This window comes from Serratia microhaemolytica (genome assembly GCF_004011885.1).
GTDB lineage: Bacteria > Pseudomonadota > Gammaproteobacteria > Enterobacterales > Enterobacteriaceae > Serratia_G > Serratia_G microhaemolytica.
Window position 1 is genome coordinate 100,556 of record NZ_ML137209.1, and the last position, 17,523, is coordinate 118,078.

Sequence of the window (17,523 nt, forward strand, 5' to 3'; positions counted from 1 at the left end):
TCTGTGTATTAACCGACAGTTCGCCATCTCACTCCCCCCTACCACGCGTTATCAAAGGTGAACAGTAAAGCGGCAAACCACCGCGTGAACGAATGGTAAAATCGACAGTTGCTAAATCACTCGCAGAAAATAGTGCGAGTTGCTGAAAAAAGATAAAAAATTGCGAGTCACGATACAGTTTCTCCTTTTCAGCCTGTTATAGGCAAAAAGAGCAGAGCAAAATGCAGTACAGCACTGCACACTGCCGGTTAGCTGTGTATACTGTGGCAGGATCTGACACCTTCTGGCTTTTCAACTGCGATCAACGAACACAACACCATTATGGCTCAAGGCACGCTGTACATTGTTTCTGCCCCTAGCGGCGCAGGTAAATCAAGTCTGATTCAGGCTTTGCTGAAAACGCAACCACTGTACGATACCCAAGTTTCGGTATCACACACCACGCGCGCAAGCCGCCCAGGTGAACAGCATGGTGAGCACTACTTTTTCATCAGCAAAGATGAATTTATTCAGATGATTAACCAAGATGCATTTGTTGAATATGCTGAAGTTTTTGGTAACTACTACGGCACTTCACGCGCAGCCATTGAACAGGTATTAGCCAGTGGCGTCGATCTGTTTCTGGATATCGATTGGCAGGGAGCACAGCAGGTACGAGCCAAAATGCCACAGGCACGCAGTATCTTTATTTTGCCACCATCAAAAGAAGAGTTAGATCGCCGTTTGCGTGGTCGAGGGCAAGATAGCGATGAAGTGATCGCCAAACGGATGGCTCAAGCGGTGGCAGAAATGAGCCACTATGCAGAGTATGATTATGTTATCGTGAACGATGATTTTGACTTGGCACTGTCTGATTTAAAAACCATCATTCGCGCCGAACGCCTGCGTTTAGGCCGCCAGATATTGCGGCATGACGCATTAATTAGCAAATTGTTGGCAGACTGAGCACAGTTTCAGTATCATGCCCAGCCCTTTCGTCACTTGTGGAGTAACACAACTATGGCTCGCGTAACTGTGCAAGACGCAGTAGAGAAAATTGGTAACCGTTTTGACCTGGTATTAGTTGCCGCGCGTCGCGCACGCCAAATGCAAACTGCAGGAAAAGATGCTCTGGTGCCAGAAGAGAATGACAAACCCACCGTTATCGCCCTGCGTGAAATTGAAGAAGGGTTAATTAACAACAAGATTCTTGACGCACGTGAGCGCCAGGAACAGCAAGAGCAGGAAGCCGCAGAACTGAAAGCGGTTACCGCAATTGCTGAAGGCCGTCGTTAATTCTCTGGTGGGCCTGCCTTGTACCTGTTTGAGAGCCTGAATCAGCTTATTCAACGTTATCTGCCAACTGAGCAGATTAAACGGCTTGAACAGGCCTATCTTGTTGCGCGTGATGCACATCAGGGGCAGACGCGCTCGAGTGGCGAGCCTTACATTACCCATCCGGTTGCTGTCGCTTGCATCCTCGCCGAGATGCGCCTTGATCATGAAACATTAATTGCCGCCCTGCTGCACGATGTGATCGAGGATACCTCAACCACCTACCAAGACATTGAGCGGCTATTTGGCAAAAGCGTCGCTGAGTTGGTTGAGGGCGTCTCCAAGCTGGATAAACTGAAATTCCAGGACAAAAAAGAAGCACAGGCGGAGAACTTCCGCAAGATGGTCATGGCAATGGTGCAGGATATCCGCGTGATCCTGATCAAACTGGCCGACCGAACCCACAACATGCGCACTCTCGGCTCACTACGCACCGATAAACGGCGACGCATCGCCCGAGAAACACTAGAGATCTATAGCCCACTCGCGCACCGGCTCGGTATTCACAATCTGAAAACTGAACTGGAAGAGCTTGGTTTTGAAGCCCTGTATCCCAACCGCTACCGCGTGATCAAAGCGGTGGTGAAATCGGCACGCGGCAATCGCAAAGAGATGATCCAGCGCATCCTGGATGAGATCGAAGGTCGTTTGATCGAAGCGGGCATCCCCTGTCGGGTCAGCGGGCGTGAGAAACATCTGTATTCGATCTACTGCAAGATGCATCTCAAAGAGCAACGTTTTCACTCGATCATGGATATTTACGCCTTCCGTGTCATTGTCGCAGATGTCGATACCTGCTACCGCGTATTAGGCCAGGTACACAGCCTATACAAACCACGCCCTGGTAGAGTGAAAGATTATATTGCCATCCCCAAAGCCAACGGTTACCAATCGCTGCACACCTCGCTGATCGGCCCGCATGGCGTACCGGTTGAAGTACAGATCCGCACCGAAGATATGGATCAAATGGCAGAGATGGGGGTCGCTGCCCACTGGGCTTACAAGCAGTCGGGCGAAAATAATGGCACCACAGCACAAATCCGTGCACAACGCTGGATGCAAAGTCTGCTCGAACTACAACAAAGCGCTGGCAGCTCATTTGAATTTATCGAAAGCGTCAAATCTGATCTGTTCCCAGATGAGATTTACGTTTTTACCCCGAAAGGGCGCATCGTCGAATTGGCAGCAGGCGCAACACCAGTCGATTTTGCCTACGCAGTTCACACTGACATTGGCAATGCCTGCGTTGGAGCGCGTGTTGATCGCCAGCCCTATCCACTCTCACAGCCACTCAATAGTGGCCAGACGGTCGAAATCATCACTGCCCCTGGTGCGCGGCCAAACGCCGCCTGGTTGAACTTTGTCGTCAGCTCCAAAGCCAGAACCCGCATCCGCCAGATGTTAAAAAACCTGAAACGGGAAGATTCGATCATTCTTGGTCGCCGCCTGCTCAACCACGCATTGGGTGGCAATCGCAAACTTGCCGAGATCCCGAGCGAGAATATTCAGCATGAGCTGGATCGAATGAAGCTGGCCAGCTTAGAAGATCTACTGGCAGAGATTGGTTTGGGGAATGCCATGAGTGTGGTCGTCGCGAAAAACCTGCTCGGTGAAAGCTCCAGTTTCAGCGCTGGCGCTAATGCACAGAATCTGGCGATCAAAGGGGCTGAAGGGGTGCTGGTTACCTTTGCCAAATGCTGTCACCCGATCCCGGGTGATCCGATTGTCGCCCACATCAGCCCAGGCAAAGGGTTGGTAATTCACCATGAATCCTGCCGCAACATTCGTGGCTACCAGAAAGAGCCAGAAAAATTCATGGCAGTAGAGTGGGAAGCTAGCGTCAAACAGGAGTTTATCGCGGAAATCAAAGTCGACATGTACAACAATCAGGGAGCACTGGCTAGCCTCACCGCCGCGATCAATGCTACTGAATCGAATATTCAGAGTCTGAACACTGAAGAGAAAGAGGGGCGAACCTACAGCGTGTTTATCCGGTTAACCACCCGTGATCGTGTCCATTTGGCAAACATTATGCGTAAGATCCGCATCATGCCAGATGTGATTAAAGTTAACCGTAACCGCAACTAATTGCCGCTATGAGTCCTGAACGCCACGCACGCATCCGCGCAATGCTGGCCACACGCCAGCCGGATCTCACCCTCTGTCTGGAACAGGTACATAAACCGCACAACGTCTCGGCAATTATGCGCACTGCTGATGCTGTCGGCGTGCATCAGGTACACGCTGTCTGGCATGGTTCACGCATCCGTACTCATGCCTCATCGGCAGCAGGCAGCAACAGTTGGGTCAGTGTCAAAACCCACCCGACGATTGAGCAAGCAATCACGGCACTGAAACAACAGGGTATGCAAATACTGGCAACCCACCTCTCTGAACGTGCAGTTGATTTCCGCTCGATCGACTACACCCGCCCAAGCTGTATCCTGCTCGGGCAGGAGAAAAGCGGTATCACGGCCGAAGCGCTCGCCTTGGCTGATCACCAGATCATCATCCCGATGCTCGGCATGGTGCAATCACTGAACGTCTCAGTTGCAGCAGCACTGATCCTGTATGAAGCACAACGCCAGCGGCAAAATGCGGGTATGTACCAGCGTGATCACAGCCTACTTGATAGCGAAGAGCAGCAGCGCCTGCTGTTTGAAGGCGGTTACCCGGTGCTGGCAAAACTGGCAAAACGCAAAGGACTCGCGCGCCCCAACATCAACAGTGCTGGAGAACTGATCGCCAGCGCTGAATGGTGGCGTGCCATGCAGAGCAGCGGAGTGCAGCGATGAAAGGGCAAATGCTGGACGCACTGCCACTCAGCACACTGACTGGTGTCGGCGCCAGTCAACTGAGTAAACTGGCCAAAATTGGCCTGCACACCCTACAAGATCTGCTGCTCCACTTGCCATTACGCTATGAAGATCGCACCCGATTATATCTGATCGCCAGTCTGCGCCCAGGCGTGGTAGCGACCGTTGAAGGCGAAGTGCTCTACTGCGATATCAGCACTGGGCGTCGCCGAATGCTGGTCTGCAATATCAGCGACGGCAGCGGCAGCATGACGTTACGCTTCTTCAACTTCAACGCTGCCATGAAAAACAGCCTGGCAATCGGCAAACGCATCACCGCTTATGGTGAAGCAAAACGCGGCGCTCATGGCTTAGAGATGATCCACCCGGAGTATCGGCTACAAGGTGAAAATAGCGTACTCCAGTTGCAACAGGCACTGACACCGGTCTACCCCACCACTGAAGGCGTGCGCCAAGCAACGCTACGTAAGCTCACCGACCAAGTGTTACAACTATTGGAAACCTGCCCGATCGCCGAACTGCTGCCTGCCGAACTCAGCCACGGCCTACTCAGCCTGCCAGCGGCATTGCAAATCCTGCACCACCCCCCTGCTGATGTACAACTGGTCGATCTGGAGCAAGGCAAACACCCGGCACAACAGCGCCTGATCCTGGAAGAGTTACTGGCGCACAATCTCAGTATGCTGGCAGTACGGGCAGGTGTTCAACGCTATAAAGCACTGCCATTAGCCGCCAATGATCAGTTAAAAACCGACTTCCTCAAACAGTTGCCATTCTCGCCGACCGCAGCACAACTGCGTGTGGTAGCAGAAATCGAAGCCGATTTGGAACAAGCGCTACCAATGATGCGCCTGGTTCAAGGGGATGTCGGCTCAGGCAAAACGCTGGTCGCAGCACTGGCTGCGCTGCGAGCCATTGCGCACGGTAAACAAGTCGCGCTAATGGCGCCGACCGAACTACTGGCCGAGCAACACGCCAACAATTTCCGCCAATGGTTTACTCCGCTGGGGATTGAAGTCGGCTGGCTGGCTGGCAAACAGAAAGGCAAAGCGCGTGCGACACAGCAACAGGCGATCAGCAGTGGCCAAGTCGCAATGGTCATCGGCACCCATGCCATGTTTCAGGAACAGGTCGAGTTTAACAGCCTGGCGCTGGTGATCATTGATGAACAGCACCGCTTTGGTGTCCACCAGCGGTTAGCATTATGGGAAAAAGGCGCTGAACAGGGGCGACACGCCCATCAACTGATCATGACCGCTACCCCGATTCCTCGTACTCTGGCCATGACCGCCTATGCCGATCTTGACACCTCAGTGATCGACCAACTGCCGCCCGGGCGAACCCCCGTCACAACGGTAGCGATCCCGGATACACGCCGTGAAGAAGTGATTGCACGCGTCAAACAGGCCAGCCTATCGGAAGGGCGACAAGCTTATTGGGTCTGCACCCTGATCGAACAGTCAGAACTACTGGCAGCGCAAGCAGCAGAAGCCACCTGGCAGGAACTGACCAGCGCGCTACCGGAACTGCGCATTGGCCTGGTTCATGGCCGCATGAAAGCAAGCGAGAAGCAGGCCGTCATGCACGCATTCAAACAGGGCGAACTGCAACTGCTGGTTGCCACCACCGTGATTGAGGTCGGTGTTGATGTGCCAAACGCCAGCCTAATGATCATCGAAAACCCGGAACGACTCGGATTAGCCCAACTACACCAATTACGTGGCCGGGTTGGGCGAGGTGCCATCGCCTCACACTGCGTACTGTTATACAAAACACCACTGAGCAAAACCGCACAACGACGGCTGCAAGTGCTGCGTGACAGCAACGACGGCTTTGTAATTGCACAACAAGATCTGGAGATCCGTGGCCCAGGCGAACTGCTCGGCACACGGCAAACCGGCAGTGTAAACTTCAAAGTGGCACAGCTACTGCGCGATCAAGCGATGATCCCGCAAGTGCAACGCATAGCGCGCCACATTCACCAGCACTATCCTCAGCACGCACAAGCGCTGATCGAACGCTGGTTGCCGGAGACAGCACGCTACTCAAATGCCTAACAGCGCTACTAGATAATGGCGTGAGCCATTTTCCCGTTCAAACTAGTTATGACCGTTTAACCGCCACGATATGAGGCCAGACATGAGCACACTAGGTCACCAACCCGATAATTCTTTAGTCTCAAACGCGTTTGGTTTTTTACGCTTTCCACTTAACTTCATGCCCTACGACAGCGATGCCCAGTGGGTGATCACCGGCATTCCATTCGATATGGCAACCTCGGGGCGTGCCGGTGGTCGACATGGCCCAGCCGCAATCCGCCAGGTATCGACCAACCTTGCCTGGGAGAGCGCGCGCTGGCCGTGGAACTTTAAACTGCGCGAACGGTTAAATGTGGTTGACTGTGGTGACATCGTATTTGATTTTGGTGATGCGCAAGATATGTGCAACAAACTCCAAGCTCATGCAGAAAAACTGCTACAGGCCGGTAAACGGATGCTCAGCTTTGGCGGCGACCACTTCGTAACCCTGCCGCTACTGCGTGCGCACGCCAAATATTTTGGCAAAATGGCACTGGTACACTTCGATGCCCACACCGACACCTACGCGAACGGTAGCCAGTTTGACCACGGCACCATGTTCTACCACGCCCCCAACGAAGGCTTAATCGATCCTCATCACTCAGTGCAGATCGGCATTCGTACTGAATTCAAGCGCAACAACGGCTTCACCGTGCTGGATGCGGCACAAGTCAATGACCGTACCGTGGATGACCTGCTGGCGCAGATCACACAGGTAGTGGGTGATCTACCGGTTTATCTCACCTTCGATATTGACTGCCTGGATCCGGCATTTGCCCCTGGCACTGGCACACCGGTGATTGGTGGCTTAACCAGCGATCGCGCACTCAAACTGGTACGCGGTATGCAGTCACTCAATATTGTTGGCATGGATGTGGTTGAAGTGGCACCCGCTTATGACCAATCCGAAATTACCGCACTGGCCGCCGCAACCTTGGGGCTAGAGATGCTCTACCTACAGGCCGCCAAACAGCGCTAACCACCGAACTGCCGGCTGCCCGATCACCCGGCAGTAGCAACATAATGAGCAAAAAATGCAGATAAAATCTTCACTACGGTTAAACAAATATATCAGCGAGAGTGGTATCTGCTCGCGGCGTGATGCTGATCGTTACATTGAACAAGGGCTGGTGTTTATCAACGGTAAACGCGCCGACTTAGGCAGCCAGGTGATCGCGGGTGACATCGTTAAAGTCAATGGCCAACTGATCGAGCCACGTAACGCCGAAGATCTGGTGCTGATCGCACTCAACAAACCGGTAGGCATTGTCAGTACCACTGAAGAAACAGAGAAAGATAACATCGTCGACTTTGTGAACCACAGCAGCCGCATCTTCCCTATTGGACGACTGGATAAGGATTCACAAGGGTTAATCCTGCTGACAAACCACGGCGATCTGGTCAACAAAATTCTGCGTGCAGGTAATGAACACCAGAAAGAGTATCTCGTCACGGTCAACAAACCGGTCACTGAGGATTTTATCCGAGGATTAGCCGCCGGAGTGCCAATGCTTGGCACGGTAACCAAAAAATGCAAGGTGAAAAAAGAGGCGGCATTTGTCTTCCGTATTGTATTAATTCAAGGATTAAACCGCCAGATCCGTCGTATGTGTGAACATTTTGGCTATGAAGTCACCAAACTGGAACGCATCCGTATTATGAATATCAGCCTGGCAGGTCTGCCGTTGGGCGAGTGGCGTGATTTAACCGACGATGAGCTAATTGAACTGTTTAAACTACTGGAAGACTCATCCTCACAAGCAAAAGCGCCTGCAAAAGGCAGTACAAGCGGGAAAAAAAGCGCCACTCAGCGTCCGAAAGAGGGCAACAAACCCGCCAACCAACCGGCACGTAAACGCTTCACCCAACCAGGGCGCAAGAAGAAGCATAGGTAAGCTGAAATCAGCAGCGCAAACAAAAGAAAAAACCAGCATCATGTCGCTTAGCCCCAGAATAAGGGAATGTTATACCGGTAGCGATGACACCCGACATGATCGCCACGGCTGTCGATGTCACAGAGCAACCGCTGATCATAGACAATAAGCCGATTATGGTTTGAGATGAGGGCGATCACTAACCCCGTCACGCAGGGTTAGCGATATCGATGAAAGTCACCTCAAATCCGTGTTGACTGGCGAGCCACTCGCCCAATGCTTTTACGCCACCACGTTCGGTGGCATGGTGGCCAGCAGCAAAAAAGTGTAGCCCCATTTCACGTGCGCTATGGATAGTCTGCTCTGAGACTTCACCACTGATAAACGCATCAACACCAAAACTGGCGGCACGGTCGATAAAACTCTGCCCACCACCGCTGCACCAGGCTACGCGGCGAATATCTGTCGGTGCGTTATCACCGCAGTGCAGCACCGAACGACCAAGCGAGCTTTCAAGCCGTTGCCGCAATGCTGCCGCGCTGAGTGGTTGGCTAAATTCGCCATAAGGCAGCAGTGGTTCAATCAACCCTTTGCTTTCAATTCCCCACAGTTTTGCTAACTGCGCATTGTTGCCCAAGGTTGGATGGGCATCGAGCGGCAAATGGTAACCGTAAAGGTTGATGTCATGGCTGAGCAGCGTCTTCAACCGTCGGCGTTTCATACCTCGCACCACCGGCGCTTCCCCTTTCCAGAAATAACCGTGATGTACCACAATGGCATCTGCCTGCTGCTGCACCGCTGCCTCGATCAATGCTTGGCACGCAGTGACACCGGTGACAATGCGCTGTACTTCCGCTCGTCCCTCTACTTGCAGGCCATTCGGTGCGTAATCCTGAAAGGCGCCACAATCCAATTCCCGATTCAGTAAACTCTCTAACTCTAGGTTATGCATTCTGTTTTCTCTGTTAAAACTGCTGCCGTTCGCCTTGCTGCATAAAGACGAATTTTACCGCCAAATCGTTACCCTGTTCCAGTTGCTGTCTGATGGTCACATCACTGGCAGCGCCCTGTTTCATGCTCGGTTTGATGTGGCTGATGATCACCGGTAAATCCTGTAACGAACCTGCGCCGCCGCTGAGCTGCTCTAACTTTTTCAGCTCTTTCAGTAGCCAGGTGGGGTTTAGATGTCCATAGAGTGCGTTATCCGCAACCTGATTGCTGACTGAAGTCTCGATAATCATCCCTTTCAGCCGCTTTTGCTGCACCAACGGTGCCAGATCCTGCCAAATGCGCTCAAGATGGTTTGACTGCTCCAACGCATCCGCACCGGTGTCACCAAAATAAGCGAATGCCTGGTTTTCATTGCTGATCAGCAGCATGGAAGAGAGCGTGCCAGCGTGACTTAGCGGGTAAAGTACCCCAGTCAGGCCGGTAAAACCGAGCGTGACCCGCTGTCGTGGTCGCATGGTTTGTAACCGGTAGATCCCTAGCCGAGCACCGTTACCCGCATCGGTGAAGTTTGGCCATACTTTCCAGTTAAAGTAGTGGTTGTGCAGCGTTTGTACCGTATCAGCAGCAGCATAAATGGTTTTCTTGCGATCTTGCGGTGCCACCAGCAGTAAACCAGCCACATGATCCAGATGGGGATGACTGATAAAGTAGCTGCCAATCAGTTGACGAAAAATGTAACGCTCTGGCTGATCATCACCGGTGACTGCGTCAGTGACTTGTGGAAAGCTGCCCTGCGCTAGCCCTTTGCTGATCCCGGGTAGCAGTGAGCCGGCATCCAGTGCCAGGTATTGTGTCTGATTGTCGGCGCGGATCAAATAGGCAGTAAGGTTAGCGCTATTCACGCCCCCTTCGACACCCAATGCCACCACCTCAAAACCCGCCAATGCCAAGGTTGAATAACCAAACCAGCATAACGCTAGAATTTTCTTAAGCATGTGAAAAACTCCTTGTATCAACCACCGATTGCACAATGCAGCCTGAAGCTGCTGTCAACCACAATGCCAAGCTGCGTGCTGAGCACTGCCGCTGGCGGCCTTGCTTGCCAGGCATTCAGGTGCTGGCGGTTTTCGCCGCTTCGAACGCTGCCAAGGTGGCCAAACGCGCTTGTTGGTGATCAACGATTGGCGCTGGATAATCCAGCGCGCGCCGCTGTTGTTGTGCCCAACGTTGTGGTTGATGCCGCTCATTTTCCGGCACTTGCTGTAGTTCAGGCAACCACTGCACAATAAAAGTGCCAGCGGGATCAAATCGTTTGCCCTGTGTGGTTGGGTTGAAAATACGGAAATAGGGCGCAGCATCCGTGCCGGTAGAAGCCGCCCACTGCCAGCCGCCGTTGTTGGCGGCTAGATCACCGTCAATCAGTTGCGACATGAAGTAACGTTCGCCTAACCGCCAGTCGATCAGCAGATCTTTAACCAGAAAGCTAGCGCAGATCATTCGTAGTCGGTTATGCATCCAGCCGGTCTGATTCAGTTGACGCATTGCCGCATCAACAATCGGGTAACCGGTGCGCCCTTGCTGCCATGCCGCCAACGCAGCACTGTCGTTGCGCCAGCGGATATTATCAGTCCAGCCAATAAACGGGCGATGTTGGCTTAAGCGCGGATAGGCAACCAGCAAATGGCGGTAAAACTCACGCCAAATTAACTCGTTTAACCAGCAGAAGGCTCCAGCTTGCGGATTGTCGAGCAGATCTGGCCACTCTAGCCGCAGGCGATTAAAGCATTGGCGTACCGATAACACGCCGATCGCCAAATAGGCGGAAAGTTGGCTGGTACCAGGCACCGCTGGCAGATCGCGATCAATGGCGTAACGTGCAACCCGTTCACGGCAAAAATGGCGCAGGCGCTGCAATGCTGCTGTTTCGCCAACCGGATACTCGCTGCCAACTGGCAACTGTGGATAATCAAATGCCGGTAGCGGGTGTAGCGGCAATGGCGTTGCGCGTGCGGCAGGTGCAGGCAAAACGGCCTGTGCGGTTAACTGTAGTTGCTGTAAAAAAGCGCGCCGAAATGGCGTGTAAACTTTGTACATCTCACCGTTAGCCGTGGTGACAGTTCCTGGGGCTAACAGCAAACTGTCATCAAAACCCTGGCAATGTACCTGCCCAGCCAGTGCCCGTTCAAGTGCAGCATCACGCTGGCGTTCATTAAATTCATACTGGCGATTATAAAACAGTGCTGAAACCTGTCGCTGCTGACAAAACTGCACCAGCCAATGCACCGCATCGCTAAAGGTAGTGCTTTGATGGGAGTAAAGCTCAATACCACGCTCAGCCAACGCTTGCTGTAGTGACAACAGGTGGGCATGGATGAAGGCCGCCTGGCGCGGCGCCATATCATGTTGTCGCCACTGTTGTGGCGTGGCGATAAATACCGCGATCACCTGTGCTGTGGCATCGCTACAGGCGGCATTCAGTGCCAAATTGTCGGTGATGCGCAGATCATTACGGAACCAGACCAGATGTGTTGTCATCAATTGCCTCGCTGTTAGCGTAGCTGCGCCAGGCACACCTGCCAGATGCCAAGCACAGCCGAAAGATTAACTAGGGTTAGGCAGCACCAGGTAGGTGCCGGTGAAGAGTGCTCCCGGTTTGTCATCACCGAGTAACTGAACTTCTGTCTGCCAACGTGCCTTGCTACCACGTTGCAGGCGCACTAGGTGGCGCTCTGGGTTGTTCAGTTCAGCACGCGCCGTTGGCTGACCATGGATTGCTTGTTGATAACGGATGGCTGCATCGGCTAGCACAATCGTGCCACTGAGTTGATACTCGCGCAGCGATAGCCAGATCAGCCCCCAACCGGTTAATGTTGCCAATGAGAACAGGCTGCCGGCAAACAGTGAATGGTGCGGGTTCTGGTTGCCCGCTTCCGGCATAGTGGTGACAAAATGCTGGCCATTGTACTGGCTGATCCGCACGCCCATCTTCTCGCTAAGCGGAATTTCCCGATGCCAGGCGTGTTGTAACTCGGTACACCACTCAGGCCGATAGTGAATATCCTCTAACCCGGTCAACGGCTTGATCATCAGATAGTGGCGCACCGGTGTGGTCTGTCGGGCGGTGATCTCGCCCTGATTGATAAAACCAAGTTTAGCAAAGAACGTCAGCGCATCTTCGCGCGCACTACAGACGATCCGCTTTAGTCCCTCTCGGCGAGCCACCGCTTCCAATGTGCGTGCGACCAGCCGCCCCAGTCCCTGATTTCTGTAGCGTGGGTCAACGGCCAGAAAGCGTATTGCGCCTTCATTTTCAGCGTTAATGTACAGCCGACCGATGGCAACAATCGTGCCCTGTTCATCCAGTACCATCTGGTGGTGTGCCAGCGCATCGTAACCATCTTTTTCCGAGCCTACCGGTTGATGCAGCGGTTGGCGCAACATCTGCCAGCGGAACTGGTAATAGTCATGTAGCTCCTGTTCGGTAATCGGTACTCGTAGCTTATACATCACTTCCCTCCCTCGCTATCCCGTTATTTCTGTGGTGTTGAATATGTGGTGTTTTACTCAACAAAAACCAATATCGCAGCAGCATTAACGCAATCCGGCCCCACTATATACTTTAAATAATTCGAATTGCATCTACTTATCTGAATTCACAGACAGTAACCACCGGTGAGTTTTGGGCATAACGCTGAACACTACCAGGGTTTAACATGACCGAATGAGTGGCACATGATGGGCAAAAAACAGCAGGGGCCGACGGTGAAGTCGACCCCTGACGATGTTGCTGTTATCAGTTAGAAGTAATATTTCATGCCCAGACTGGCGGAAAGATCACTATAACCTTTGCTACCGATCTGTTGGCTGATGTTACCCGATAGGTTGAACTGGCGATTGATGCTGCTCTCAACCCCAATCTTCAACTCAGCAATATTGCGCGCGCCATCCTGTGCCGCTTTGATCTCATTCAGATTACTCGCAAAGTCGTTGCTGTTGTGTAACCAGTTAGCCTCCACGAACGGTTCAAAGTTACGATTTTTACCCTGATCGCGATGGTGATGGCCACTGAGGAACGTTTTCACCCCTAGACGCGTCTGTAGGTTACCATCACCGTCACCGACAATGCGGCTACCGTTAGTTTCGACGTGATCATCCGCTTTCACGCCCATCCAGATCAACTGTGCTTGCGGCTGTACAAACCAGGCAACACTTCCGGTGCTGTTTTCCATTATTTTCAGCGCATAACCTGTTTCCAGTGAAGCAGTGACCCCACTCGATTGATACTCTTCCTGTGGTAGACCCTCGCCAGAAACCTGATTATCCAGCCAACTGTACTGCGCCCAAACATCGACATACCCCCCTGAACGCTCAGCGGCATGACTCAGCCAAGTAGCGTAGAGTCCGGCACTGTAACCATCAACTTTACCCTTTGCGCTATAACCGGTGAGGCTCGATACCGTGTTGCTGTTGCTGTTACCGTAACCGGCCATCACACCAAGTTGGAAACGGCTCACACCGTCGTAGCTCCACTGCGCAATATCGCCGCCCAGTTGCAGTACATAACGGTTGGCTTGGGTGTTCAGTTGGCTGCTGGTATCGCGGAAGCGGTTGTGCCCACCCTCATTACGCAGCCACATGCTGGTAACACGCTGTTGGCCAGTGATCACATCGGTATAGCTTGTTTCACCTAGGCGATCATGCAGGCGTAGCGAAAACAGACTATTCGCTGTTGCCAAGTTGGCAGCGTAGACCGCACCTTCACTACGCATGGTCATGCGACGAACTGGCGTAGCCGGCTGGTCGGCTTCAGGCTGCACGTTTTCACCGTTTGCGCCATCGGGCTGTGCCGCATCCGGTGCTGGCGGTGGTGCATTATAAGAAGCGGCAAGCCGCTGGCGGGAAATCGGTGCGCCGAGCTTTTCACCCTCATCCTCACCGCACCACTCACTCGTTAGATACCAGTTTTTGTCATTAATGGTACCCCGGCGCAAAAAGTATTCATAGGCACCGGCAACCACACGGGCTGCCAGGGTAAAGTTGGCCTCAGAAATACCGCTGACGGTAATCACCTCAATGCCATTTAGTGTCGCGGCACCCAGCCCACCCACATTAAGAATCTGGACTCGGGTGCGACCGGCGGAGTTACCATTGATCACCAGCTTATCCGCTACCGAACTATCATCCATCAGTTGTACATCGAGCCGTAACAGCCCCCGGTTACCAAAATAATTACCGTTGATCACCGTGGTATCACCGACACGATTATTGTTCATCGTCAGTGTGCCGCCATGCGTGAATGTGTCAATGTTGTTAAAGGTGGTGGTTTGTACCGGTGAACTGGCGCCACCATTTGCTGTCCGCAATGTGCCGACATTGGTGATCGAGTTAGTGCCCATAGCACCAAAATCGCTGGTACTGCCAGAACTATCCCAGGTTGCACCCGCCAGATTCTGCAAGCTATTGTTGACACCACTCAGCACCACCCCGCCGATGATAGTGCCGTAGTTAACCACGGTGTTGCTAACGTTATTCAAATTATCAATATCGGTATTATTGACCTGGATCGCCGTATTGTAGCTGGAGGTGGGTGAGAAACGGGTAATGCCACGGTTGGTAATATTCACGCTGCGTGATGAGTCGACGTTAATCGCCGCATTACTGCCCTCAACGGTACTGGTGGCATTGACGTTGATATTAACCAACCCTGAGCCATTCTGTATCGCATTAATGCCAAATAGACCGCCGCTGACCAAACCGTTGGTATTGATCGACAACGAAGTGCCGCTGTTGCTGGCCTCAATGCCGCTACCGTAGGTATTACTTGCGCTGACACTGCTCTGTGCGGTGACCGACAGCGCTCCACTGCCTTCATTACTGGCATAGATGCCGTTGTAGTCTCCACTCACCGCACCATTAGCATTCACGGTCAGACTACCCGAACCACTGTAGTTCTGCGCGCTAATACCGATATCGTTGTTTGCACTGCTCACCGCGCCATTACTGGTAATGTTTAAATTTCCACTGCCCTGGTTAACCGCATCGATACCACCTACAACATGATTTGCCGTGATGGTGAGATCTGTACCGTAGTTCCATGCCAGGATACCGGTGCCATTCGTGCCGGTGACCGTGCCGCTTGAAGCGGTGATTGACAATGCCCCAGTACCACGGTTAATCGCCAGAATACCGTCGTGCGAGCCAGTGACATTGTTAACCTGTAGCGTGAGGGAACTGCCATAGTTATAGGCATCAATACCGTCGTCGCCAGCACCAACCACATTACCGGTGCTGGTGTTAATTGACATAGCACCCGTGCCGTAGTTATAAGCACGTATTCCCTCTAATCCTCCGCTGACATTCACCGCCGAGATGGTGAGCTGATTGCCATTATTAATCGCATAAATTCCGCTGTCGGTACTGCTGGTAACGTTACCTGTGGTGGTGATCGACAAATTGCCACTGCCAAGATTATCGGCAAAAATACCACCTGACACGACATTGGCATTAATGCTCAGATTGGTTCCGGCCTCATTCCAGGCAACAATGCCACGCCCATTAGTGCCGGTGACAGTACCGCTGGCATTAATGGTCAAGGCACCACTGCCATCATTGACAGCCCAGATGCCATCGGTATTACCGGAGACATTATTAACTTGAATGGTGAGGTTGCTGCCATGATGCTGCCAAGCATAAATGCCGCGCTCTCTATGGCCTGTGACGGTGCCAGTATTGGTAATCGATAAACTGCCAGAGCCGTAGCTGTTGGCAAAAATACCGAAACTGTCACCATAAACATTGGCCGAGTTAATCACCAGGTTAGTACCGGCCTGCTGATAAGCATAAATACCTCGGCCACTGTTACCAGTGACAGTACCGGTAGTGGTAATTGATAATGCGCCACTGCCATTATTGATTGCTTCAATACCGTCAGAAGCTCCGGTGATATTGGAGAGATTGCTGTCGTTAAAAGTGAGACCCGCAGTGGTATTAAAACGCAGCGCATCACCGATCAGGGTAGAGATGCCAAAACCACTGGCGGTGGTAAATGAAAGTGCAGAACCGGTAATACTTTGAGTCGTATCGGTAGTGGGTTGCGCTGCCCCTTGGCAGCTATAGCTGTTCGGTGTCGGGGTTAAAGTACAGGAGCCTGCCCACGCCATACCACTCATCGTACTGAGCACAACACCGCCTAACAGCAACTTCACCCCTATCGCCTGGTTGAAAGGCGAATAATGATTTGGTTTTAACATTGATGTTAACCTCTATCAGGAATTCCTCATTCAGCCATAATCAGGAACGATAACGGTGCCGCCACTGAGGATGCAGGCCACTGCTACCTGAGATGAACCACTATTCACTTTTTTACCTTCCGTTTGGTGATAGTGAGGCTTAACCTATTGCTCGTTCTTTTTTGGCATTACCTCATTCAGGATAGACAACAAATTGCTGCTGCAAGGCGCCTGCACTATTTTTTTTGCCGGTGAGTGCTTGCCGTACCATTTTTGCCGTTTATAGTAGTTTCCTTATCTGCAGATAACTGGGTAATAATCACCATGAATTCCCCCTTTTTAGTGACAACTGAGTGGCTGGAACAACATATTGATGATGACAATCTACGGGTGATTGATGTTCGCATGTCGCCGGTTGGATTAACGCCAAAGAAGGATATGCTGGCAGAATTTGCCGCTGGGCATATTCCCGGTGCAGTCTATTTCGATATCGATGAAGTCGCGGATCAACGTAGTGATCTGCCACATATGTTACCGACAGCAGAGCAGTTCAGCGCTGCCGTGGGCAAATTGGGCATCGACGAACAGAAAACACTGCTGTTCTATGACGACGGCAACCTGTTTTCTGCACCGCGTGGCTGGTGGACATTCCGCCATTTCGGTGCCCAGCGCGTGCTGGTGCTGGATGAAGGGTTGCGTGGTTGGCTAGCACGCGGCAACCGGCTGGAATTGGGCGCCGCAACACCGATCGCCACGCGCTTTAACGGCCAACCGGGTGATCCGCAACAGGTGGCGACGATGGCGCAGGTTGAACAGGCGATGCACAATCAGATGCAAATTATCGATGCCCGCCCCGCCGCACGCTTCTACGCACAGGCCGATGAACCGCGCCCCAACCTGCACCGGGGGCATATTCCCGGCAGTATCAATATCCCCTATACCGAATTACTCAGCGATGGGCGTTTCAAATCGCTGGCAGCATTACAGCAGACTTTCAGTGAGCGAGGTGTTGATATTCATGCCCCAACGATTGTCAGTTGTGGCTCTGGCGTCACTGCCGCAGTACTGGCATTCGGGCTCATCTCATTGGGCGCCGAACAGGTGCAGCTATACGATGGCGCCTGGAGTGAGTGGGGGTCAGTTAACGGCAAGCAGCCTATCGCATAGGTAGAAGTAAGCGCTGATTGGCTGATTGGCTGATTGGCTGATTGGCTGATTGGCTGATTGGCTGATTGGCTGATTGGCTGATTGGCTGATTGGC

Annotated in this window: 13 protein-coding genes; 8 read left to right on the forward strand and 5 right to left on the reverse strand. The window is 52.5% G+C overall.

Going from position 1 to position 17,523, the window contains the following annotated elements; all coding sequences use genetic code 11:
* The first annotated feature begins 321 nt into the window (after nt 1-321).
* The 7 genes from gmk (at nt 322) to rluF (ending at nt 8,103) form a co-directional block, all read left to right on the forward strand.
* Complete coding sequence (gene gmk, locus EOJ37_RS00410; protein ID WP_127956522.1) at nt 322-945, forward strand: guanylate kinase; 624 nt, start codon at nt 322-324, stop codon at nt 943-945.
* Nucleotides 946-999: 54 nt separating this feature from the next.
* Nucleotides 1,000-1,275 carry a DNA-directed RNA polymerase subunit omega gene (gene rpoZ / locus EOJ37_RS00415; RefSeq protein ID WP_127956524.1) on the forward strand — a complete coding sequence of 92 codons (276 nt, stop codon included), beginning with the start codon at nt 1,000-1,002 and terminating at the stop codon, nt 1,273-1,275.
* An 18-nt stretch (nt 1,276-1,293) separates the two neighbouring features.
* The gene (spoT, locus tag EOJ37_RS00420) at nt 1,294-3,402 is read left to right on the forward strand and encodes a bifunctional GTP diphosphokinase/guanosine-3',5'-bis pyrophosphate 3'-pyrophosphohydrolase (RefSeq protein ID WP_127956526.1); all 2,109 of its coding nucleotides are present in this window, start codon (nt 1,294-1,296) and stop codon (nt 3,400-3,402) included.
* An 8-nt stretch (nt 3,403-3,410) separates the two neighbouring features.
* Nucleotides 3,411-4,109, forward strand: coding sequence for a tRNA (guanosine(18)-2'-O)-methyltransferase TrmH (trmH, locus tag EOJ37_RS00425; RefSeq protein ID WP_127956528.1), 699 nt, complete (start codon nt 3,411-3,413; stop codon nt 4,107-4,109).
* Nucleotides 4,106-6,187: an ATP-dependent DNA helicase RecG gene (gene recG / locus EOJ37_RS00430; protein ID WP_127956530.1), complete on the forward strand. Its 2,082-nt coding sequence runs from the start codon at nt 4,106-4,108 to the stop codon at nt 6,185-6,187. The genes trmH and recG overlap by 4 nt, the downstream gene beginning before the upstream one ends.
* An 82-nt stretch (nt 6,188-6,269) precedes the next feature.
* Nucleotides 6,270-7,187: an agmatinase gene (gene speB, locus EOJ37_RS00435; RefSeq protein WP_127956532.1), complete on the forward strand. Its 918-nt coding sequence runs from the start codon at nt 6,270-6,272 to the stop codon at nt 7,185-7,187.
* 55 nt (nt 7,188-7,242) lie between these two features.
* Entirely contained in the window at nt 7,243-8,103 is an 861-nt protein-coding gene (gene rluF / locus EOJ37_RS00440; RefSeq protein WP_127956534.1) for a 23S rRNA pseudouridine(2604) synthase RluF, read from the forward strand.
* Between the two features lie 187 nt (nt 8,104-8,290).
* On the opposite strand, the gene EOJ37_RS00445 is transcribed toward rluF, so the two are convergent.
* The 5 genes from EOJ37_RS00445 to EOJ37_RS00465 all read right to left on the reverse strand — a co-directional run bounded on the left by EOJ37_RS00445 (nt 8,291) and on the right by EOJ37_RS00465 (nt 16,283).
* Nucleotides 8,291-9,034, reverse strand: a complete 744-nt coding sequence (locus EOJ37_RS00445; RefSeq protein WP_127956535.1) for a type 2 GTP cyclohydrolase I — start codon at nt 9,032-9,034, stop codon at nt 8,291-8,293.
* Between the two features lie 13 nt (nt 9,035-9,047).
* A complete protein-coding gene (locus EOJ37_RS00450; RefSeq protein WP_127956536.1) occupies nt 9,048-10,028 on the reverse strand; it encodes an MBL fold metallo-hydrolase in 981 nt (326 codons plus the stop codon).
* A 115-nt stretch (nt 10,029-10,143) separates the two neighbouring features.
* Nucleotides 10,144-11,568 (reverse strand): deoxyribodipyrimidine photo-lyase, encoded by a 1,425-nt coding sequence (gene phrB, locus EOJ37_RS00455; protein ID WP_127956538.1) that lies wholly within the window; start codon nt 11,566-11,568, stop codon nt 10,144-10,146.
* Between the two features lie 66 nt (nt 11,569-11,634).
* The gene (fabY, locus tag EOJ37_RS00460) at nt 11,635-12,540 is read right to left on the reverse strand and encodes a fatty acid biosynthesis protein FabY (protein WP_127956540.1); all 906 of its coding nucleotides are present in this window, start codon (nt 12,538-12,540) and stop codon (nt 11,635-11,637) included.
* A 290-nt stretch (nt 12,541-12,830) separates the two neighbouring features.
* Nucleotides 12,831-16,283 (reverse strand): autotransporter outer membrane beta-barrel domain-containing protein, encoded by a 3,453-nt coding sequence (locus tag EOJ37_RS00465; RefSeq protein WP_127956542.1) that lies wholly within the window; start codon nt 16,281-16,283, stop codon nt 12,831-12,833.
* Between the two features lie 303 nt (nt 16,284-16,586).
* Here EOJ37_RS00465 and sseA point away from each other — a divergent pair, with 303 nt between their 5' ends.
* Nucleotides 16,587-17,429 carry a 3-mercaptopyruvate sulfurtransferase gene (gene sseA, locus EOJ37_RS00470; RefSeq protein ID WP_127956544.1) on the forward strand — a complete coding sequence of 281 codons (843 nt, stop codon included), beginning with the start codon at nt 16,587-16,589 and terminating at the stop codon, nt 17,427-17,429.
* The last annotated feature ends 94 nt before the right edge of the window (nt 17,430-17,523 follow it).

Excerpts from the sequence above, each read along its gene's own strand:
- gmk (WP_127956522.1), top strand. The coding sequence starts at position 322 with ATGGCTCAAGGCACGCTGTACATTGTTTCTGCCCCTAGCGGCGCAGGT.
- rpoZ (WP_127956524.1), top strand. The coding sequence starts at position 1,000 with ATGGCTCGCGTAACTGTGCAAGACGCAGTAGAGAAAATTGGTAACCGT.
- trmH (WP_127956528.1), top strand. The coding sequence starts at position 3,411 with ATGAGTCCTGAACGCCACGCACGCATCCGCGCAATGCTGGCCACACGC.
- recG (WP_127956530.1), top strand. The coding sequence starts at position 4,106 with ATGAAAGGGCAAATGCTGGACGCACTGCCACTCAGCACACTGACTGGT.
- speB (WP_127956532.1), top strand. The coding sequence starts at position 6,270 with ATGAGCACACTAGGTCACCAACCCGATAATTCTTTAGTCTCAAACGCG.
- rluF (WP_127956534.1), top strand. The coding sequence starts at position 7,243 with ATGCAGATAAAATCTTCACTACGGTTAAACAAATATATCAGCGAGAGT.
- EOJ37_RS00445 (WP_127956535.1), bottom strand. The coding sequence starts at position 9,034 with ATGCATAACCTAGAGTTAGAGAGTTTACTGAATCGGGAATTGGATTGT.
- EOJ37_RS00450 (WP_127956536.1), bottom strand. The coding sequence starts at position 10,028 with ATGCTTAAGAAAATTCTAGCGTTATGCTGGTTTGGTTATTCAACCTTG.
- phrB (WP_127956538.1), bottom strand. The coding sequence starts at position 11,568 with ATGACAACACATCTGGTCTGGTTCCGTAATGATCTGCGCATCACCGAC.
- fabY (WP_127956540.1), bottom strand. The coding sequence starts at position 12,540 with ATGTATAAGCTACGAGTACCGATTACCGAACAGGAGCTACATGACTAT.
- EOJ37_RS00465 (WP_127956542.1), bottom strand. The coding sequence starts at position 16,283 with ATGTTAAAACCAAATCATTATTCGCCTTTCAACCAGGCGATAGGGGTG.
- sseA (WP_127956544.1), top strand. The coding sequence starts at position 16,587 with ATGAATTCCCCCTTTTTAGTGACAACTGAGTGGCTGGAACAACATATT.